The organism is Streptomyces sp. HUAS 15-9 (genome assembly GCF_025642155.1).
Classification (GTDB): domain Bacteria; phylum Actinomycetota; class Actinomycetes; order Streptomycetales; family Streptomycetaceae; genus Streptomyces.
Genome location: NZ_CP106798.1, coordinates 441,574 through 462,184, shown reverse-complemented (window position 1 = coordinate 462,184; position 20,611 = coordinate 441,574). Strand labels below are relative to the sequence as shown.

The following is a 20,611-nucleotide window of genomic DNA, read 5'->3' as shown; positions in this document are numbered from 1 at the left end:
GCACCCCTTCATACGAGTCCGCCGTCGGGACCGGGCCTCTGAGTCAGCGTCGGCACCGCGCCGCATTCCGCCCAAGTGATGTCGACCCCTGGGAGAACCCTGCTCCACCTGTCGGTGGTCTCGGCCAGACCTGCCGCGTCGGGCGGGGCGAGGCCGAGTCCGATCGCGTACCGGGCCGAGCGCGGGCCGGCGTCGAAGGGGTGGGGCCAGGCGTGCGCGTCGGTCGTCCCGGCCTCTTCGAGGGCGCTGACCAGACCCCGGACCCGGCCCCGGAAACGGCCGAGGGTCTCCTCGAACTCCTCGCCACGGTACGGGCGTACGGCGAGGATCGCCCATGCCGCGTGCCGGCGGTGCAGCGGTGGGGGCGACAGCAGTTCGGGCCAGGGGGTGCCGCCCGTCCCGGCCGCCTTCTCCAGGGTCTCCCAGGCCTGGTAGAGCTCCTGGGTCAGCAGGTCCCGGATGCCCGCGGTGACCTGTTCGGTGCACGAGCGGACCGGTGCGGTGGGTGTCATGACCGTCACTGCGGCGTGCGGTGCCGGTGCGGGGGTCGCCTCGGGTGACAGGGAGATCGGCTCTCGCCAGTCCCAGGCGGCCCAGGTGGCGAAGAAGCGGCGGAGCAGGTCGGCGGCGGACAGGGGCCCCGCCTCACGTGCCGTACGCGCCGCCATGACCGTCCAGGCCAGGCCGGGCAGTCCGCCGAACGGCGCCGAGTCCAGACCGCGGGCCTTCGCCCACGCCTTCACCTGCCGGGCCAGCCGGGCGAACGACGGCCGGGCATCGCCGATCGCCGCAAGGACGGCGTCGGCGTCGCTCACCGCGCTCAGGGCGACAGCGCGCGCCTCGCCCAGCTCGGTCCGGCGATCCACCGCCTCACCACCGGGCACCGGCCCGGCGGAGACCACCACCACATCGACGTCCAGCCCTCCGACGGTGAGCCTCAGGCCCGGCACCCTGGCGCCGTTGACCCGGCGTACGCGGGTGACGTTCGGCAGAGCCACCGCCACGTGCTCGGTCACCTCCGCCATGTCGACGGGGTCGGGCATGACCGCTACGAGATCGAGGTCGGCCCCCGCCAAGTGGCAGCCCATGCGCCGGGATCCGACGACATGCACGGCACCTTCGGCCAGCGCCTGGGCGATGCGCCGCGCCGTCCGCCCGGCGTCGGCATCGCGCCACGCGTCCTCCGTGGCCGGATCTTCAGCACCCGTGCCTCCGATGCCGCGCACCGCGCCTGTCTCGGGCAGCCAGCGGACCTCTCCCGTGCCCAGGGCGACGGTGGCCCGCTCCCGCATCGGCTCGTCGCCGCGGCGAGACAGCAGTACCAGCTCCCCGACCTCGGCCGTCATGCTCTCGAGCCGGGCCGCACAGAGGGCGGCCAGCCGCTGAGGGTCCTGGGTGCGGCCCAGCGTCAGGTGCGGGGTGAAACCCTCGGCCCGGCCCCGGCAGCGGGGGAAGCGCCGCTCAAGGGCGCGGACGAGCGCCGTCCAGGGGGCCTCGCCGTCCGCCGCCGGGTCGAGCCAGACGGTGGCGTCCTCCCGGTGCCCGAACGTGTGCACGCCGTCCAGCCGTGCGGTGAAGGCCGGAATCTCCTCGGCCGCGGCGGCCAGCAGCGGTGCGGCCCGCTCGAAGTGCGACTCCGGTACGAAGCCGAAGAGCAGGTTGACGTGCGGTGGCCAGCGGTGGACCTGCGGATCGTGCTGCCGGCGCAGTTCCTGGATCTGCGGCCACAACCGCCGGGGCGGGAGCCACGCCACCGCCGTACGGGCGGTCGGCGGCACGCCGAGGACGTCGCTGCCACCGGGCCGCGTACCGGCGGGGGAATCGGGGGAGTTGTCCGACCCCAGGACGACCTCCACGCCGTAGTGGTCCGACAGGTACAGGCCTTCCCGGGTGGGAGAGTCTCCCCGCAGGACCGCCCCGGCCACGCACAGTGCGTCGCCGCGCACCAGTACCCGGTCCAGGCGGGAGACGCGGCCGGACAGAGAGGAGACGGCGGCCAGCGGATTGACGACGGGATCGAAAGTGGGGGTGGCGTCGTCCGGCCCGTGCACATCGGTCCAGGCGTCGCGCATCCCGAGTACGGCGGCCGGTCCGTCGTGCCCGTTGCCGCCGTCGTTGAAGTCGCCCAGCAGGATCAGATCGCAGTCCACACCCGCCAGTCCTTCGGCCAGCTGGGCCAGTTCGGCCTGCCGTCGGGCCGGACCGTTGTCGGAATGGTCGCTGCTGAGATGGGTGGCGGCCACCACCAGCGGACCGGACGCGGTGTCCACGGTGAGAGCCGTGACTGCTTTGTGCGGGCCAAGGACGTGCCGCCCCGCTTCCCGCACCGGCAGCCGGCTCAGCAGCAACAGCCCACTGTCGTCGACGTCCTTGCCCTCCGGATCGGTGTCCAGGGTGTAGTGGGCACGGACCCAGTCGGCGTTCAGGAGCATGTCGAGCAGCTGCGGCTCGACCTCCTGCAGCGCGATGACGTCCGCGTCGGCGTTCTCGAGAGCGTCGAGAAGCAGGGGACGGCGGCGTGCCGTGTCGATCAGGTCACTGTCGTAGCGGTCCCACAAGGTGTTCCAGGTCAGTACGCGGATCGTGCCCGCCCCGCTCGGCGAAGACGCAGAGGGAGCATCGGTCACGGGGCACCACCCGACCCCTTCCTGCCAGGCGTACGGCGTGCCGGCGGTGAAGAACGGAGGCCTCAGCAGGCGCGGCCGCCGTACCCGCCCCGCGTCGCAGTCGTCGAGACGGTCCGTGCCCGTCGCCCGGTCCCACACCAGCTCGCCGTCCGCCTCCACGAACAGCACCCGGTGCCAGGGGATCTCACCGCCGGGCGTGAAGGAGGGCAGCGGGACGCGCTTGACGCCGGCCCCGCGCTGATGAATACCCAGCACGAACCGGGCCGGATCGAACCGGGCATCCCAGCGGACCTTGTGGTAGATCTCCTCGCTGGTGCGCATCACGCCTCCTCTCCCTCCAGGGTGCTCTCCAGGGCACCCGCGATGTCGTCGACCGATCCACCCGGGCCGACATACCAGGTGCGGTGCGCCTGACCCGGGTAGGGCGGGTCGAACCGGCGCAGCTGAGCGTTGAGCACCTCCGCCGGCACCGGGTGCGTCCGGTCGGCGTTGCGCCGCGCGGTCTCGTCCTCATCGACGAGGACGACCGCGTGGGTCACCAGCGCATCACGGCGCCGCGCCACCGCCAGCACCAGGGAACGCTGCTGACGGCTGAGGGAGGTGGCGTCCCACACGACGGTGCCGCCCCCCGTCAGCGCGGCATCCAGCCTGCCCAGGCCCTCACGCAGTACGTCCGCGTTGGCGCTCTGGTCCGCCCGAGAGCCACGCGCCTGACGCAGGTCGTCCAGGCAGACGAGAGCATCGACACCGGACAGGCCCGCGCCGAACGTGCTCTTGCCGCTGCCGGACGGCCCGACGAGGTGGATCAGCCGGGGAAACACCCCCGACCGCCAGCGCCTCCTCGACGCTGACGATCCGCCCCTGGGCACACATCTCCCGCGCCTGCGCCCAGCAGCGGTCGGCGGCGTCGGCGTCGAGGTCCGTCAGCGCCTCGCGCAGGCCGCTGCGCAGGGGTTCGAGTGGTGTCCGGCCGAGCAGCCCGGCCTCCTCGGCGTGCAGCGCGGACCACTCCACCTGCTCGCGTGCCTCGGCGGCCGCCACGTCCCCGCGTCCGGCCAGCACGGCGCTCGCCACCGCGTGCAGCACCCCCAGATCGACCGCCGTGGTCATGCGTATCAGCCCGCCGCGGCGCTCCTCGTCGGGGAACGGGCGGTGCAGCCCGGTGTGCAGCCCGACCAGGTCGCCGACGCGGCGGGTCAGCGGCATGCCCAGCGGAACCGCGAGCCGTGCCATCAGCCGGGCCCGTGGGCGGCGGTGCAGCAGCGCGGCCAGCACACCGGCCAGCCGTGCGTCCCCCAGCCGCCCCAGCAGATCGAGTCGCGCGGCCGCCTCGGCCACGGCCGCCTCGACGGCCACGGGTTCGGCAGCGGGTTCTGCAGCGGTTTCGGCAGCGGGGGAGGAGCCGTACTCCGGCACGCCGACCGCGGCCAGCAACGACGGAACGTCGGGCGCGGCGCCGGAACGCACGGCCCACAGCGCCGCGCCCGGACCAAGTCCGTTCTCCACGACGGACGCGTGCATCCAGTGCGTATCGGTCTGCACGTGTCCCGGGCGCACCCACTTGGCCACCCGCTGCCCGAACTCCGCGCGCTGGAAACCGTCCACGGCCCGTACGACGTACCCCTCCTGCCGCGCGGCATCCAGCCGCAGCGCCCGCACGGCCCGCTCGTCGAACACGCCGCGCCACAGCACGCGCGGGACGGGCACTCCGAGCCTCCGCAGGAACCGCACGGTGTCGTCCCAGTCCAGGCACCGCTCGCCGGCCCAGACCGAGAAGCCGTAGAACCAGCTCTCCAGGCCCTCGTAGGCGATCGAGTGGCGGGCGTAGAGGTTCTCTCCGCATACGCGCCACCCCGCCGGAATCCCCGGTCCGATCCGCCCCTGAAGGGCCTTGACCCAGGCTCTGGACGGATGGTGCCCCGAATCCAGTGACCGAGCGTGCAGCCCGTCCGGGTAGAGGGTGGTGTTCTCCCCGTCCAGCTTCTCGGTGACCACGACCTCCCGGCCCCTGAGCCCCGTCAGATCACCGGCCCGCACATCGTCGGGCGTCGCACCCGGGGACCATGGCAGATGCGGTGTGCGCGGATAGTGCGTCCGCATGATCCGAGAGCCTCCCCGTGGCGATGTCGTGCCTGGCCACTGTAGGGATCGGGCCCGGACGGAGCCACGCAATATCCACCCCGCCGGTGGCAGTCGCGGCACCGCCTGGCTGCGCCGACGGGCCAACTGCTCGCAATCCGGGGTCGGATGAGGCGCACGGCCGCCGAAGACGTGGATGCCGGAGTTGTCACGGCTGCGCGGTCCGGTCCCGGGCCGGAGGCGGGCTTTCGAGGCGATGGGCCAGGGTCGGCTCCTGGGCCGCGACGGCACCCGCGCTGATGCTGATCGCGACGGCGACACAGACCACGATCAGCCACGACAGCATGATGAACACCGAGCCGAGGGGGCCGTATTCGGCGAGGGCGTGGTTGAGCGCCCGCGGCAGATACAGGCGGGCGGTCCCGGTCAGCGCGGTGAGGGCGACCGCCGTGATCACCGCTCCGGGCAGCAGCGGCTTCCAGCCGATCAGACCGCCGAGCAGCAGGTGCTGGGTCCACCACCACAGACCTGTCAGACCCACCAGGTTCAGCGGGATCCCCAGCCAGGCTCCTGCGCCGAACCCGTCACGCAGGGGGCCTTGCACCATCAGTGCCCCCAGCCACAGTGCGAGCCAGGCCAGCCAGCGCCAGGGGGCGATTCTGGTCCCGGCCCGGGGAATCTCCCAGGCACGCTTGCACAGCCGCTGCATCGCCCTGCTCACCGCGGTGGCCGAGAGCAGCACCATCAGGCCACCCACCACGCCGGTCGCCTGCCGCAGATTGCCCGTCGTGGGACTGAGCGCGTGTACGAGCTGGGCGTCCGCGGCACCCGTGAGCCCGAAGACGGTACGGGCAGACGTGATGAGCTCGTGTCTCACCGGGGGCGGAGCGTACGCCCCGATCACGAAGAGCAGCGGAACCGCGGTCAGGAAGCACTCCGCCGCCAGGCGCGTCGCGGAATCGAAGATGTTGACCGACACCATGCGGTCCACGAGGTGGGTGAGCACCGGAAACCGGGTCGCCGCCCGCGTGTGCGCGGACCGGGCGGAGGCGACCAGCCGAAGGGTCCATCTCTGCCGGCGGGACGGGTCGACGGGCTCGCGCTGTGAACGGAGCATGCCCGTGGGCGGCACCTTTCCGGTACGGGGCATGTCGTTGCTCCTTCCTCCCACCAGGGTGGGGGACGGGGCGCCGCGCGGCACGTCAGGCACGTCCCTCCGACGGAGGACCGCGCGGGCCACGAGATGCCGCAGACCGTCCGGGTCAGCTCACCCGGTCGCCGGTACGGGCACAGGCGCGAGGCATCCGGTGCGGTGCAGTCGCGCCACCAGCCCGGCGCACACGAGCCCGGTGCCGGCCAGCACCGCCCAGGGCAGCCACCGCACACCCGTGTCGAACAGTGCCCCGACCGCGAGGTTCCCGAGGGAGATCGCGATGCCGCAGACGGTGTTGTAGGCGCCGTAATAGGTCGCGATGAGCCGGTCGCCGGCGAGACGGACCACGGTGTCCATCTCGAACGGGTACAGCAGGGCACCGCCCCAGGCCAGCAGCGCGGCGCAGAGCACGAGCGCGAGGACGCCCGCCGTCAGGCCCACCGCTCCGTCGTACGGACCCGGCAGAACCAGCAGGAAGGCGGCGCTCATCACCACCAGTCCGTACGCAATGGCCTGTGGCCCGGGCAGAGTTCGTTTCGCCCACGCGGTCAGCTTCAGCTGCCCCGACAGGGCGGCGAGCGCGGAGACGGCGAAGACCGCCGCGGTCACCGGTCCCGTTCGTTCACCGAAGAGTTCCCGGGCCCGCAGGGGGAGGGCCAAATAGACCTGGAAGCCCAGGACGTAAGAGCCCGTCATGGCGGCGGTGAACAGGAGGAAGGGCCGGTTGGCGGCGACGGAGCGCCAGTCGGCGGCCACGGCACGCCAAGCGGGCTCGGCACTCCGGCCGACCGGAGGGCGGCCCGGCAGGGCCCGGGCCTGGAGTACGGCAAGGACGGCGAAGATGAGCGCCGAGACCGTACACACCGCACTGAAGTCCCAGATCAGCAGGGCCAGCCCCGCCAGTGGGCCGATCAGGATGCCTGCCTGGTAGAAGACGTTGAAGGCGGCGAAGGCCTCGACGCGGCGCTCCTCGCCCGCGTCGGCGGCCAGATACGCCCGCACGGCCGGGTTGAACAGCGCACCTGCCAGCCCGGTCAGGGCGGAGGCCAGGACCAGCGCGGGCAGCGTGTCCGCCACCGCGAGAGTCGCGAAGGCGACCGTCCGCAGGGTGCATCCGATGAGAATCATCGGCTTGCAGCCGTAGCGGTCGGCGAGGGTGCCCCCGATGAGGAACAGACCCTGCTGGGAGAGGTTGCGCACGCCGAGGACCAGTCCGACCGTCCAGGCCGCGAGACCGAGGCCGTGGGCCAGATGATCGGCCAGGTAGGGCATGAGCATGTAGAAGCCGAGGTTGATGGCGAACTGGTTGACCATCAGCAGCCGCGCCGGGCGGTCGAAGGAGGCCAGTCGGGCCCGCAGCTGCCTCATCGAACGCCCGCCTCGGCAGGCTCCGCGGTCGTACGGCCGAGCGGGTCACGGACCGTGCCGCACCGGGTCCAGCCGGTCACCTCGCACTCGTCGGGCTCGGCGATCTCGTCGGGTTCCGGCGGCGGTTCCTGGCCCAGAAGCCGCCTGCGGCGGCACCATGCGTCGTTGTAGACGGTGTCCAGGTAGCGGTGCGGGCCGTCGGGGAAGACCGCTGCGACGCGGGTGCCGGCGGGATACGTCCGCGCGACCCACCCCGCGACGAGCGCGACCGCCCCGACACTCCAGCCGCCCGTCGCGAAGTGGCGGCGGCCCAACTGGCGGCAGGCCCACACGGCCTCGGCCGGCGCCACCCAGTGAACCTCGGCGAAGGCCGCGTAGTCGACGTTGCCCGGATGGATGCTGGAGCCGAGGCCGCGCATCAGCCTCGGCCGGGCGGGCTGCCCGAAGATCGTGGAGCCCACTGCGTCCACGCCGACCAGGGTCAGGGCGGGGAAGGACTCGCGCAGCACGCGGGAGACGCCGGCGGAGTGACCTCCGGTGCCCACCGACGCCACGAGGACGTCGACACGGCCCAGTTGCGCGATCAGCTCGGTGGCCAGCGGCCGGTAGGCGGCCGTGTTGTCGGGGTTGTGGTACTGGTCGGGGCAGTAGGCCCCCGGCGTACGGGCCAGCAGTTCGGCGACGCGCCGACGGCGGGCCTGCTGCCAGCCGCCGTCCGCATCCGGAGCCGCCACCTGGTCGATGTGTGCGCCGAGCGTGGTCAGCAGCCGCAGCACCGACGGCTCCATGCCGGGGTCGGTCACCACGGTGACCGGATGACCGAAGGTCAGCCCGGCCAGCGCGAGGCCCAGAGCGAAGGTGCCGCTGGAGGACTCGACGATCGGGGTCCCGGGCGCGAGCTCCCCGCGTCGGCGGGCCTCACGGATCATGTGCAGACCGGGACGGTCCTTGATGCCGCCGGGGTTCGCGCCTTCGAGCTTGGCGTAGAAACCGCGGCCGGGCGGGGCGAAGGGTTCGTCGATCCACAGGACCGGGGTGCGGCCGACCAGCTGTGCGGGGCGGTGGGCAACAGCGGGGAGTGAAGCGCGGGATCCAAGGGTTTCGGGCAGCGGGAAGTTCATGGGTGTACGGCTCCTTCACACCGCGCAGGGCAGGGTGCGGTGCGGTCGTCATGGGTCATGGGCGTGCGAGCACGTCCCTGCCAACGCGATTCGGGCGGGGCCGGGGCGTGCGGGTGGCGCTCAGAGACGCCAGACGCAATGGAGCGCGAAGGCAGGGGAGCCGCCGGTGGCGGAGGCGGCGGTGTCGACCGGGCGCCCCCAGCTGGTGGGCATGACCGCGAAGCCCGCCGCTGCGGACGAGCCGGCTGCCGGATCGGCCTGGTCGCACTCGGCGACCGCTTCGTCCGCCGTGGTCCTGGGACGGTCGGCCGCGTGATCGATGTGGCCCCCGGCGCTGTGCCGGTGCGTGGGGGCCGGTTCGTGACCGCGCCCGGCGTCAGCCTGCGGCTGAGCAATCGTGGCGGCCTCGACCGTCATATGCGGCCCCGTGAAGGAGGAGGCATGAACGGTACCCGCGAGGTGGGCGGTGATCAGGAGGACGAGGCCGAGGAAGAGCCCCACCCGGCCCGGCCGCATTGCAGCCCGTCGTAACACCCGCACTCCGATCACGTACACACGGTATTTGACCGACTACTGAATGCGTTGAAGGACGGGGCGGCGGCCGGGCGACCCTGGCCTACGCGGCCGGCACCCACATCACCGCCGTCTACGACGAGATCACCCGCTACCAGCTCTACGCGCTCATCGCCCTCGGCCTGCTGGCCGCCGGGCTCCTCGCCCGGCATGTGCTGCGGCGCAGACAGCAGAACTGAAGCCGTCCTCGCGTCCGTTCACGTGTCTGCCCCGGGTTTGAGTACGGCCGACGCCGAGCGGCGGTGAACGAACGCGATCACCGCGCCCGTCCCGATCACAGCCGCGAGTGCTCCGAAGCCGTGGGTGAGCGTGGTGAGCGAGGCGACGGCAGCGACGAGGAGGGGCCCGCCCGCATCGCCGAGTTCGCGGCCGAGTTCGGCGGCGCCCATGGTCTGGCCGAGGCGCTCGGTGGGGGTGTTCGCGGCCAGGGCGGCGAAGCCGAGCGGCGTGATCAGTCCCGTGCCGATGCCGATCAGGGTCGCGCCGAGGAGGATGCCGGTCAGGCCCGGCAGCATCGCGCAGGCCAGGCCAACGGCGGTGGCCAGCAGTCCCGCGGCCAGGCCGGTACGAGTCGTGAGGCGCCCGTCGTCCAGAGCGCGCCCCGCTCGCGGCTGGACGACGGCGGCACAGCCGGCGAGCACCGACACCGCCGCACCGGTCGCGACCGTGCCCAGCCCGGCGGCGCGGCCGGAGACCGGAAGGAAGCCGACTCCGACCGACAAGGCCGCGGTCGCCGCCGCGAGCGCGGCCGTCGGGGCGAGGAAGGCCGGGTCCGCCAGGCGGCGGGCCAGATCCAGCACCGTCTGCCGGGCCTTGGGCAGCGGGGGTACGACGGGAACGGCGACGGCGGCCCAGACGGCGACCGCCGCGCCGAGCACAGCGAGAACGGCGAACAGCAACCGCAGGCCCCCGGCCCACACCAGGACGCCGCCGAGCAGCGGACCGAGGGTGTAGCCGATGGACTTGTAGAAGCCGTAACTGCCGAACGCGCGGCCGTGCTTGGCGGCCGGATTGAGGCGGGCGACCAGTGCCGAGGCGGACGGGGAGAACGCGGAGGCCGCGGCGCCCTGCCCGAGCCGGGCGGCCCACAGCCAGCCCGGGCTGTCCGCCATGACATACAGCGCGGACGCGGCGGCGAACGCGACGAGCCCGCCGAGCAGGACGGGGCGGGCCCCGATGCGGTCGGCGAGGGTGCCGAAGAGCGGTTTGAGGACCACCTCGGCGCCGTCATACAGGGCGAGCAGTCCGCCGAGGACAAGCAGCGAGGTGACCGCGTCCTCGGAGTTGCCGCCGAGGGTCGCGGCGATGCCGTGCGCGCCGAAGGCGGTGGTGAACCCGGCCGCGTACAGCGGCCACATCTGCCGTGCTGGAGCAGTCTGCGCCGTCATTGTTCCCCCTCCGGAGTCTGGTGCAGTGCGGCGAAGACCCGCTCGGCGTAGTCCTCGCAGGCCGCGGCACATTCCTTGAGCCGCCGGCCTGCCTCGGCCGCCTCCGGAGCGCCGAACACGTCCCGCGCGGTCAGGTCACGGTGCCAGCGCCGCAACCGCTCCAGTGACTGCTCCTCTTCCTCCAGCTCGGCCAGCGTGAACTTGGCGATGCGGATCTCCTTGGCCAGCTCCCGTTCGAACTTGCCGCAGTCGGCCAGGAACTCCGTCCAGTCCGCGGACCGGGCGGCGGTGAACAGCGCCCGGAACCGGGACGCGTCCTCGGCACTGCGCCCGTAGGCGTTCAAGGTCACGGCCTGCCCGCCGGCCTGTTCCGTGAGCGTGAGCGCCCGGGTGATGCCGTCGGCGAAGACCGGCACGTCCGGAACGGCCCAGATCCCCTGGCCGAGGGAGAGCGCACCGCACTTGCGCAGCTCCCGCCAGACCCCGACCCGGTGCCGGGTCGGCTCCGCGGGAAGTTTGATCACGAGGACGAGCCAGCGGCTCCCTGGTTCCATGTCCGCCACAAGAGCGAATGTAGCAGGCGTTACATCTACGCGCCGCTGTGAGCGTGCGGGGGCGTCGCGTGGTGCATGCGGATACGGCCTTTGCCCGCGGCCTTGGCCGCATACATGGCCAGGTCGGCCTGGTGCAACAACTGGTCCGGAGTGATGTCCGGTACCGCCACCGCTATGCCGATGGAGGCCGACACCATCACGTCCTTGGTGCCGATCGGGTACGGCTGTGTCAGCGCGGTCAGGATGCGCTGGGCGATGTCCTGTGCGCTCGAGGGATGTGCCCCCGCCTCCCGCTCCAGGAGGGCCGCGAACTCGTCGCCGCCGAGCCGGGCCACGGTGTCGCCCGCCCGTACGGATGCCTGGAGCCGACGAGCGGTGTGCCGCAGGAGGGCGTCCCCTGCGGCGTGTCCGGCCGAGTCGTTGACCGCCTTGAAGCCGTCCAGGTCGAGGAAGAGCACCACGGGCCCCTCCGCGCCGGGCGTCCGCTTCCGCAGGGCGCGACTGACCCTGTCGGTGAACAGGGCCCGGTTGGGCAGGCCGGTCAACGCGTCGTGGAAGGCGAGGTGTTCCAGTTGCACCTGCTGGGCGACGCGCTCGCTCACATCGCGGCTGATGAAGGTCATTCCCTCGGGGTGGTGACTGATCGTCGACTCGACGTGCCGCCATGTTCCGTCGGCGGCCATCACCCGGAACGACACCCTGAGGGCGGGCCCACGGGTGTCCGACTCGGCTTCCTGCCGCAGCGTCCGGACCGCTTGCATCAGTGTCTCGAGGTCGTCCGGGTGGCAGTACAGGGGCAGGCGAGCGCCCACGAGGTCCTCGGGTCGGTAACCGAAGACGGACAGGGCGGCCGGGCTGACGTAGAGCAGAAGCCCGTCCAGGGAGACGATGGTGATCACGTCGGAGGTGCGGTCGACCAGCGTTCGGTAGTGAGCCTCGCGCGCCGCGGACTCATGTGTGATCCGCAGGTGGTCGGCGTGGATGACGCCCTGCCGGACGCCGAGCGCGAGAAGGACCGAACCCGCCAGACCCGACATCACCGTATCGAGGGGACCTCCGGTGAGCGTATGCGCCGTGATGGCCAGCGCGCAGACGACCACGGGCACGAACGCCGCCACCACGCCGATGACGGGCATCATCCGCTGGTCGAACCCCACGACACTGACACCGCCCGGCAGCCAGGGCGCCGCGGCGACGAGGATCAGCCCCGTCACCGAGCATGCGGCCGTGAGGGGGACCGCGTGCCACATGTCCGGCCCGGGCCGCAGGACGCGAAGCACGTCGCCCGTGGTCAGGACCGCGAGCGCCAGGGCGGCCACCGTGGTCGCCGTGCGTTCCGCGTGCCGCAGGCCGAACCGCAGCGTGACCAGCAGGCCGAACACGAGGATGTCCGCCACCACGTGGGCGAGACCGAGAAACGATGCCGATACGTCGCCGCCGCGGTCGGCACGACGGAGCAGCAGGACCCAGCCCACCGTGAACAGGGACCCCGCGATCAACCAGCCGTCCAGGAGCCGCCGTAATCGGATCAGGGCCGTACCGTTCTCCGCGGCGGCCATGACCAGCGCGGCGACCGCGGCCCCCAGGCATACGGCGATCCCGGCGCATGCCGGCACCCGGACGAGAGGTTGGAGGTCACCCGCGGGAAGCGGTCGCGAGGCACCCACCTGATCTGCGAGGGCGTAGTGCAGTCCGCCTGTGGTCACCGAGATGACCGACAGCCTGAGGCGCAGACGGACTCTTCCCGTGACGGTCTGGGCGCGCGCGAGGAGGGACACGGCGGCTGCCACGTGCGCCGTCGGTACGGCGATGCCCGTCGGCACCACGAGGGCCACCAGCACGCCTGCTCCGACGGCGAACGCGACCGCGGCGCCCTCGGACAGGGCCCTGCCCGCTTTCGCGACATGCGTGCGGCCGACGCGAGCAATCCGGCCGAGACAGCCTCGACCGGCCCACGCCTGCATCATGCGAACCCCCCGACGATGATCGAGCCTGAAGAGCAGAGGCACACGACGTCCGGGACTGCTCGAGCGGTTACGAGAGTAGGACGATCACTTCGCGCGCCGCGCGGTCGACCGTAGGGTTTTCACCTGAAGTAGCGACAACTCGGCACGCTGGGCATGGCATTGCCCGGACACGGGTAACCGGGGTAATTCCACTGGCACTTGACATCTGACGTGCCGCACCGGCCCCCGCCTCGGGGTCCCGACGGATGAGATGGGCGGCATATCATCCATTCGGAGTAATCCGATCGTCTGCCGAGTCGCATGTCACCCATTCGGAGTGGTCGACGGGGAGAGACTCGCACGAGGAGATGGTCAGGAGCGCAGAACGCCGATTCCGTCCCCGAGGAGCTTCAGCCCGAACACGAAGAACAGAACGGCCATGACAGCCGTGTTGTGCCGCGCCGCCCATTCCTTCCAGTTGCCCAGCATGCTCTTGGCCCGCTCACCCATGACCAGGAAGACCCCGAGCGGAGTCAGCAGCCCGAGGGAGGCGATGACGACGAAGATCGCCAGCGTGGCGATCTGCTCCGCGACCGGCAGCCCCGACGCGCTGATGGACGCTGCCGCGGCAATGGTCAGCGGGGCGTTCTTCAGGTTCCCGGCCGACAGAAGAAGGGCGAGGAAGAAGATCTTCACCGGTGTGAAGCGATCGAGCGCGGCCATCCATTTGGGCAACTGCGCCTGTGTGACATCGGCAGGGCGATGACGCCACAGCCTCGCGGCAAAAAGAGCCAGCGCCACCCCCAGCGCGAGCTTGAGGACGCCGACCCAGTCGGCGGGCTGCCCGTGGGAGGTGGAATTCCCATGGCTGCCGATGGCCAGCATCACCGCGCCCAACGCCGACAGACCCACCACCCAGCCGAGGGCGAACACCAATCCGTTCACGCGTCCCCGAGGCGTGGCCAGCACGATGATGATGGCGATGATCGGAAGAGGACTGACGGCGACGCCGGCCGCCAAGCCCAGCACATCACCCAGTACCTCGCCCATGCGTGCCTCCGGCCCATCCAAGAACTGCACTCAGCGGTCTCTAAAGAATCAACGACAGTGCACGGTTCTCGCCGCATGGGCGCGCGGCGCACGAGTGAATGACGGTCACGGCCGCCGACCGGCTCCGGCACCGAATCGGCAGGGCGGCCCCTTTACCTTCCCGGGGTGCGGGTGATGTGCCTGCGGGATAGGCTTTTGACGGTCAGGTCAGGTTTTCTGGGCGGTTTCACAGACGCCGGTCGCCTTGTGCGCGACGATCAATTCCTTCCGTGGAGACCCGACGAGCGCGGTGCGCCCCTCGAACTTCCCAGGCGTGGGCAACGGCCGAATCCCATCTCTCGCAGCCCATCTCCCGCAGCCTGTCTCGCGCTTGGCGCGCCGGAGTGGCACCGGCTCCAGGGTCCGCGGCTTGCAGTCCCTGTGGAGGTCGGGATGAGAATTGTCGTTGATCTTTCCCGATGCGAAGGGTATGCGCAGTGCGCGTTCCTCGCTCCGGACGCGTTCCGGATGCACGGTGAGGAAGCGCTGATGTACGACCCGAACCCCGATGACAGCCGGCGCGAGCAGGTCCTGCGCGCCGCGGCTGCCTGCCCGGTCCAGGCGATTCTGGTCGACCAGCTGGAGGGACGGGACGTACCGGTGGAGGCGTCGACGTCATGACCAGCGCCGACACCCTACGAGCGTTCAAGCGCGACGGCCGCATCGTGGTCGTCGGGGCGTCACTGGCGGGACTGCGGGCCGCCGAGGCTCTGCGCGACGAGGGATTCACCGGATCGTTGACCATGATCGGTGACGAGTCGGGCGAGCCCTATGACAGGCCTCCCTTGTCCAAGCAGGTACTGACCGGGTGGGTGCCGGCCGACGGCACCACGCTGCCGCGACGCCGTGACGTCAACGCGGAGTGGCTGCTGGGCGTACCCGCCAGCGGGCTGGACCTGGCGACCAACCAGGTGCGTCTCGCCGACGGACGCGAGGTTCCCTTCGACCGGGTGTTGATCTCCACCGGGGTACGGGCCCGGCCCTGGTTCGTCGAGAGCGAGGCCGCCCTGGACGGCGTGTTCGTCGTGCGTACGCGCGAGCACGCCGAGGGCCTGCAGCGAGCCCTTGCCGCCGGGCCCTCGCGCGTCCTGGTGATCGGCGCGGGATTCACCGGCTCCGAGATCGCCTCCATCTGCCGAGAACGGGACATCCCGGTGACCGTCGCGGAACTCGCGCCGGCCCCGCTGGTCGGGGCGCTCGGCGCCATGATCGGTGAGATCGCGGCCGACATGCAGCGCGCTCACGGTGTCGACCTGCGCTGCGGTGTCAAGGTCACCCGGCTGGAGGGCGACGCGCAGGGGCACTTTCGCCGCGCTCACTTCGACGACGGCAGCACCGTCGACGCCGACGTGGCGGTCGTGGCACTCGGAGGCATCCGCAACACCGAGTGGCTGCGGGGCTCGGGACTGGCGGCCGGCGTCTGGGGCATCGCCTGCGACACGGGGTGCCGTGCCCTCGACCTCAACGGTCTGATCACCGACGACGTCTTTGTCGCCGGAGACGTGGCACGCTGCCCGAATCCGGTCTACGAGTACCGGCTCATCTCGCTCGAGCACTGGGCCAACGCCGTGGAACAGGCCGAGGTCGCCGCGCACAACATGGTCAGTGGCCAGGCGGACCGCTGGCCCCACCTGTCGATCCCGCTGTTCTGGTCGATCCAGTTCGGCGTCAACATCAAGTCCGTCGGCGTGCCGACCTTCGCCGACGAGGTGGTCGTCACCCAGGGCTCGGTGTCCGACCACCGTTTCGTCGCCGCATACGGCTATCGGGGCCGTGTCACCGCGGCAGTGAGCTTCAACAACGCGAAGTGGCTCGACCACTACCGGCAGTTGATCGAGACGGCCGCACCCTTCCCGCCGCCCTGCCCCACGCCGGACCAGCCCGTCGACATGAAACCCGTGCCCGTCGACTTCCCCGGCCCCGTCCTGCTCGCCCAGGGAGCCACCGTGGTCGTCACCGGTCACGACCCGGGTGAGCGGCGCGTCACGGCCGTACAGCAGCACCGGTAGGAGGGAAGGCGAGATGACCACGACCGAGATGCCCGACACGCTGCACCGGATCCTCGACTACTCCTCCCGGGCCGACCCGTACCCGCTGTACGCCGAACTGCGCGAGACGCCGGTGGCCCTCCAGGACGACGGCAGCTATGTCGTCAGCACCTATCGCGAGATCACGGACCTGCTGCACGACCCGCACCTGAGCTCCGACGTCCGCAATCTGTCACATCCGATGCCCGGGGCCGAGACAGGGGCCACACCCGCGTTCATCAACCTCGACCCGCCCGAGCACGACCGCCTGCGGCGCATGGCGATGCGCCACTTCGGCCCCCCGCACACCCCGGGGCTGGTGACCGGCCTGGAACCCGACCTGACCGCCATCGTCGGCCGTCTCATCGACGACTTCGCGGGCAAGGAACAGATCGACATCGTCGACGACTTCGCCTACCCGTTCCCCGTCACGGTGATCTGCCACCTGCTCGGCGTGCCACGCGAGGACGAACCGACGTTCCGCCTGTGGGTGAACGACATCATCAACTCGATCGACTACGACCCCAGGACCGACCCGAAGGAAAAACTGGACAACGGCGTGCAGGCTCGCCAAGCCCTGCGCCAGTACCTCGGCGGGCTGCTGGAGCAACGCCACGGCCGACCGGGTGACGACCTGTTGACCCGGCTGGCCAACGACGACGGGCCGGACGGGCGGATGACCGACGAGGAAATCATCAGCACCGCGAACCTGCTGCTGATCGCCGGCCACGAGACCACCGTCAACCTCATCACCAACGGCATGCTGACGCTGCTGCGCCACCCCGAGGTGCTCCAGCGACTGCGCGACGAACCGGGTCTGGTTGTCGCACTGGTCGAGGAACTGCTGCGCTACGAGCCCCCCGTGCACATCATTCCCTGGCGGGCGGCCTACAGCGACATCACCGTCGCCGAGACCGTCATCCCCAAGGGCTCGCAGATCATGCTCATGCTGGCCTCGGGCAGCCGCGATCCGAACCGCTTCCACGATCCCGACCACTTCGACCCCGATCGACGGGACAACCAGCACCTCGGCTTCGGCAGCGGTATCCACCTGTGCTTCGGCGGCCCGATGGCCCGGCTGGAGACCCAGATCGCACTGAGCGAACTGGCACGCCGCCTCGACGGGCCCAGCCTGGTCGCCGACCCACCGCCGTACCGGCGCAGCCCCGTTCTTCGCGGCCCGATCCATCTGCACATCGAGCAGACCTAGGGTGTCGTTCCGCAAGTCCTCGGAAATCGCGTAGGCATATGGAGCATGATCGAAATGCGGTGAGCGCCGCCCGCCTCGAGGATGGCGATGAAGGGCGGAGCACGAAGCTTGTGACGGCCGAGCGCTCTGCCGAGTCATGCGTCAGAGAAAGAGGAGAACATGACGGCAACGACGGAGACTCCCACCCGGGAAAAAGCAGGGGCAGGCGAGGAAGAGTTCGGCGAGGAAACCGGCTTGGGTCCGCTCCTGCTGGCAGCGATGCTGGCCCGTCATGAGGAGCGTGGTGAGGAGCCGATCATCGAGCACCCGCTTCTCCTCGCTGCGTTGATGCGCGGCCGTGAGGAGCGCGGTGAACCGCTGATCCAGCACCCTCTCCTGCTCGCCGCGCTGATGCGTCGTCGTGAGGAGCGTGGTGAGGGATCGATCATTGAGAACCCGCTTCTCCTCGCAGCGCTCATGCGCCGCCGTGAGGAGCGCAGTGAACCGCTCATCCAGCACCCCCTCCTCCTTGCTGCGCTGATGCGTCGTCGTGAGGAGCGCGGGGAGGAATCGATCATTGGACACCCGCTTCTCCTCGCTGCGCTGATGCGTGGCCGTCAGGAGCGCGGCGAATCGCTGATCCAGCACCCTCTCCTGCTCGCCGCGCTCATGCGCTGATGAGAAATGGTGACATCCCTGCCCTCCGGTTGTTGCGGTCGTCAGCACCGGAGGGCAGGTCCCGTACGACAATGGAAGACTTGAGGAGCCACAATGGCAGCTGAGTCCGGCGGAGAATCGGAACGGGACCCCGTGGAGGCCTTCATCGACGAGGTCTTCGAGGAAATTGTGCGCGAGGCCGGAATCCCGCATACCGGCATCGGCGTCAGGCATGGGAAGGACCCGCTGGCGGGAGCCCTGATGGAAGCGGCCGTGGCATCCCTGTCCCAGCCGCCCTCCCGTTCCTCGGAACTGGAAAGGGTGCTGTTCGCGCAGACCCTCGCGACCGCATTGGCGGAATCTCTCGCACCCGCCCTGGCGGACGCGCTGTCCTCGGAGATCATGAAGGTGCTGACCCAGCACGCCGCCTCTCAAGGCGGAGGCACCCACGAATCCGTCGGCGGGGCCGGCCGCAGCCACCGGGCTTCCGGCGGAAGCGGACGCTCCTGACCGACCGTCGGCCCGGCGCCCACATCACCGTCCACCCGCGCCCACCACTTCACAGGTGCGGGAGGGCGGTATCGGGCTTGCGTTGCCCGGCACTTGGGTCTGCCGTCGTGCGAGGGTGATGACAGCGCGGCCCGCGTAGCGCGCGGACCCGGACCCGGTACGTGGAGACGCTGAACAGGGGTGGTTGCGTACGGCGCGGGGACCGTGGCCCGCTACGATGCGCTGCCGGTCGCGCCCAAGGTGGCGCGGACCCGTTTCCGGAGGGGGATCACCTGTGTTCGTGCTGTCCATCCTGCTGCTCATAGCAGCGGTCGTGCTCTTTCTCGTCGGCCGCGCACGCGACGCCGGGAGCTGGAAGCTCGGTGCGGTGCTCAGCGCCGTGGCGGGCGTGCTGGCCGGCATCTTCACCTGCGTCCATGTCGTGAGTGCCTATGAGGTCGGCGTGCCGGTGACCTTCGGCAAGGTCGGTACGCCACTGTCCTCCGGCATCCACTTCAAGTCGCCCTTCACCGACGTCACGTCCTACTCCACCCGCCCGGTGGACCTCAACCTCTACGACAAGGACGTGGTCGAGGTCCGCTCCTCGCAGGGAGGCGTCCTGTACGCGGACGTCACCATCAAGTGGGCGGTGGTGCAGGGGAAGGCGGTCGCGCTGTACCGGCTGGCGGGCAGCGAGGAGTCGATCCAGGCGCGCCTGGTGCTGCCGGACAGCCGCGAGATCATCCGCAATGTCTTCGCGAAGCACACCAGCGAGGAGGGCTACGCCTCCGCCCGCGAGCGGATCGGCTCGGAGATCGAACGCCTCATCAAGGAGCGCCTGGCACCGCGCGGGATCGACGTCACGGCCGTCAACCTGCGCAATGTGAGGCCGTCGGACAAGCTGCAGGACCAGATCGACAAGAAGATCCAGCAGGAGCAGGCCACCGAACGGGCTGTCGAGGCGTCACGCACGGCCAAGGCGGAGGCGGAGCGCAAGCGGATCGAGGCGGAGGGCATCGCCCGCGCCAACAAGATCATCGAGACGTCGCTGAGCGACAAGGTGCTGTACAACCAGTGCCTGGAGGCCTACAGGGAGGCCGCCAAGGCCAACCCGGTGTACGCGGTGCCGTGCGGTACGGACTCGAACGGCACACCGGTCATCGTCGACAACGGCAAGAACTAGGACGTCGGCAACGGAAGACGGCCGGGCACGATCCGTGCCCGGCCCTCTCAACAGCCCGCGCTGTAGTGGATGCAACCGGATGACGGGGAGTGGTGGTTGTCCCACTCGTGCCGCGCGACCGCCAGCACCTGGCCTGTCAGGAGGGCCACCAGCAGGTGTGCGATCACAGTCCAGCGGGCACGGAACATTCCGGCGACAACTGCCAGGACGAGTACGGCGATCTGCAGCATCCGTACCCGCTCCATGTGCGCGAGGCCGGCCGCATCGATCCGCGCTCGGTCGCCTTGCGCTGCCCATACCTCCAGGCCGTGACCGTATGTCCAGTCCAGCACGAGCCACGCGGTCTCCAACAGGAACAGGGGGATCGCGAGGGCGAGGTCCACGCCCAGGCGTGTTCTGTGCGACCAGGGGAGTCGGCGTTTCGGGGCTGAAAGGGTGTCGGTCATGGGTGCAGGGTGCCGCGGCCGGTGCTGATGCGCATGAGCACGCGTACTCAACTCTGGCGTGACCTCGCTCTTGCTGTTCGGTGCTTGGCATGATCGACGCGTGACGAGTGAACCTGCGCGGCCCGGCCGCACGAAGTACGTCTTGTTCGATGTCGACGGTACCTTGATCGACGCGGTGAGCAACCAGCGCCGGATCTGGGGAACCTGGGCGCAGCGGTATGGACTGGATGCGGACGAGGTCTACCAGGTGGCTCTGCGGACACGGCCCATGGAGACCTTCGCCCAGGTCGCCGCGGACCAGGATCCGCGCGCGTGCTTGGCCACACTGCATGAGCTGGAGGACGACGACGTCCGGTCCGGCGTCTACGCGGCCTTCGACGGCGCATCGGAGTTGCTGCGCGGCCTGCCGCCGGGGTCCTGGGCACTGGTGACCTCGAACTACGAGCACCGGGTGCGCGGCCGTTTCCTGCGGAAGGGCTTGCCGGTGCCGGGCGTGATCGTGGACGCGGCCGCTGTCGAGGAGGGCAAGCCCTCTCCCGTTCCGTACCTGCGGGCCGCTGCGCGGCTCGGCGCCGAGCCGGGAGACTGCCTGGTCATCCAGGAACAGGGGGATCGCGAGGGCGAGGTCCACGCCCAGGCGTGTTCTGTGCGACCAGGGGAGTCGGCGTTTCGGGGCTGAAAGGGTGTCGGTCATGGGTGCAGGGTGCCGCGGCCGGTGCTGA

At 70.7% G+C, this 20,611-nt stretch carries 17 protein-coding genes and 1 pseudogene; 7 read left to right on the top strand and 11 right to left on the bottom strand.

Features of this window, described 5'->3' with window-relative positions; translation table 11 throughout:
* Positions 1-8 precede the first annotated feature (8 nt).
* The 10 genes and pseudogenes from N8I87_RS01960 to N8I87_RS01915 all read right to left on the bottom strand — a co-directional run bounded on the left by N8I87_RS01960 (position 9) and on the right by N8I87_RS01915 (position 13,859).
* Positions 9-2,948, bottom strand: coding sequence for a poly(A) polymerase (locus N8I87_RS01960; protein ID WP_263204946.1), 2,940 nt, complete (start codon positions 2,946-2,948; stop codon positions 9-11).
* A pseudogene (locus tag N8I87_RS01955) lies at positions 2,948-4,727 on the bottom strand (RNA ligase family protein). The gene N8I87_RS01960 and the pseudogene N8I87_RS01955 overlap by 1 nt, the downstream one beginning before the upstream one ends.
* A gap of 187 nt (positions 4,728-4,914) precedes the next feature.
* The gene (locus tag N8I87_RS01950; RefSeq protein WP_263204945.1) at positions 4,915-5,856 is read right to left on the bottom strand and encodes a YhjD/YihY/BrkB family envelope integrity protein; all 942 of its coding nucleotides are present in this window, start codon (positions 5,854-5,856) and stop codon (positions 4,915-4,917) included.
* Positions 5,857-5,973: 117 nt separating this feature from the next.
* The gene (locus N8I87_RS01945; protein WP_263204944.1) at positions 5,974-7,227 is read right to left on the bottom strand and encodes an MDR family MFS transporter; all 1,254 of its coding nucleotides are present in this window, start codon (positions 7,225-7,227) and stop codon (positions 5,974-5,976) included.
* Positions 7,224-8,348, bottom strand: a complete 1,125-nt coding sequence (locus N8I87_RS01940) for a PLP-dependent cysteine synthase family protein (RefSeq protein WP_263204943.1) — start codon at positions 8,346-8,348, stop codon at positions 7,224-7,226. The genes N8I87_RS01945 and N8I87_RS01940 overlap by 4 nt, the downstream gene beginning before the upstream one ends.
* A 120-nt stretch (positions 8,349-8,468) precedes the next feature.
* A complete protein-coding gene (locus tag N8I87_RS01935) occupies positions 8,469-8,897 on the bottom strand; it encodes a hypothetical protein (RefSeq protein WP_263204942.1) in 429 nt (142 codons plus the stop codon).
* Positions 8,898-9,118: 221 nt separating this feature from the next.
* Positions 9,119-10,279 (bottom strand): MFS transporter, encoded by a 1,161-nt coding sequence (locus tag N8I87_RS01930; RefSeq protein ID WP_263216271.1) that lies wholly within the window; start codon positions 10,277-10,279, stop codon positions 9,119-9,121.
* 26 nt (positions 10,280-10,305) lie between these two features.
* Positions 10,306-10,863 carry a Chromate resistance protein ChrB gene (locus N8I87_RS01925; RefSeq protein ID WP_263204941.1) on the bottom strand — a complete coding sequence of 186 codons (558 nt, stop codon included), beginning with the start codon at positions 10,861-10,863 and terminating at the stop codon, positions 10,306-10,308.
* Between the two features lie 35 nt (positions 10,864-10,898).
* Entirely contained in the window at positions 10,899-12,830 is a 1,932-nt protein-coding gene (locus N8I87_RS01920) for a sensor domain-containing diguanylate cyclase (protein ID WP_263204940.1), read from the bottom strand.
* Between the two features lie 351 nt (positions 12,831-13,181).
* Entirely contained in the window at positions 13,182-13,859 is a 678-nt protein-coding gene (locus tag N8I87_RS01915; RefSeq protein WP_263204939.1) for a GAP family protein, read from the bottom strand.
* A gap of 432 nt (positions 13,860-14,291) precedes the next feature.
* Between N8I87_RS01915 and N8I87_RS01910 the strand changes: the two genes are divergently transcribed.
* The 6 genes from N8I87_RS01910 (at position 14,292) to N8I87_RS01885 (ending at position 19,443) form a co-directional block, all read left to right on the top strand.
* Positions 14,292-14,519, top strand: coding sequence for a ferredoxin (locus N8I87_RS01910; protein ID WP_263204938.1), 228 nt, complete (start codon positions 14,292-14,294; stop codon positions 14,517-14,519).
* Complete coding sequence (locus N8I87_RS01905; protein WP_263204937.1) at positions 14,516-15,907, top strand: NAD(P)/FAD-dependent oxidoreductase; 1,392 nt, start codon at positions 14,516-14,518, stop codon at positions 15,905-15,907. The genes N8I87_RS01910 and N8I87_RS01905 overlap by 4 nt, the downstream gene beginning before the upstream one ends.
* A 13-nt stretch (positions 15,908-15,920) precedes the next feature.
* Positions 15,921-17,135: a cytochrome P450 gene (locus tag N8I87_RS01900; RefSeq protein ID WP_263204936.1), complete on the top strand. Its 1,215-nt coding sequence runs from the start codon at positions 15,921-15,923 to the stop codon at positions 17,133-17,135.
* A 159-nt stretch (positions 17,136-17,294) separates the two neighbouring features.
* Positions 17,295-17,792, top strand: coding sequence for a hypothetical protein (locus N8I87_RS01895; protein WP_263204935.1), 498 nt, complete (start codon positions 17,295-17,297; stop codon positions 17,790-17,792).
* A gap of 93 nt (positions 17,793-17,885) precedes the next feature.
* Positions 17,886-18,281, top strand: coding sequence for a hypothetical protein (locus tag N8I87_RS01890; RefSeq protein ID WP_263204934.1), 396 nt, complete (start codon positions 17,886-17,888; stop codon positions 18,279-18,281).
* Between the two features lie 274 nt (positions 18,282-18,555).
* On the top strand, positions 18,556-19,443 hold the full coding sequence (locus N8I87_RS01885; RefSeq protein ID WP_263204933.1) for a prohibitin family protein: 888 nt from the start codon (positions 18,556-18,558) through the stop codon (positions 19,441-19,443).
* A 47-nt stretch (positions 19,444-19,490) separates the two neighbouring features.
* On the opposite strand, the gene N8I87_RS01880 is transcribed toward N8I87_RS01885, so the two are convergent.
* Positions 19,491-19,889 (bottom strand): DUF6234 family protein, encoded by a 399-nt coding sequence (locus N8I87_RS01880; protein ID WP_263204932.1) that lies wholly within the window; start codon positions 19,887-19,889, stop codon positions 19,491-19,493.
* A 100-nt stretch (positions 19,890-19,989) separates the two neighbouring features.
* Here N8I87_RS01880 and N8I87_RS01875 point away from each other — a divergent pair, with 100 nt between their 5' ends.
* A complete protein-coding gene (locus N8I87_RS01875) occupies positions 19,990-20,568 on the top strand; it encodes an HAD family hydrolase (protein ID WP_263204931.1) in 579 nt (192 codons plus the stop codon).
* Positions 20,569-20,611 lie beyond the last annotated feature (43 nt).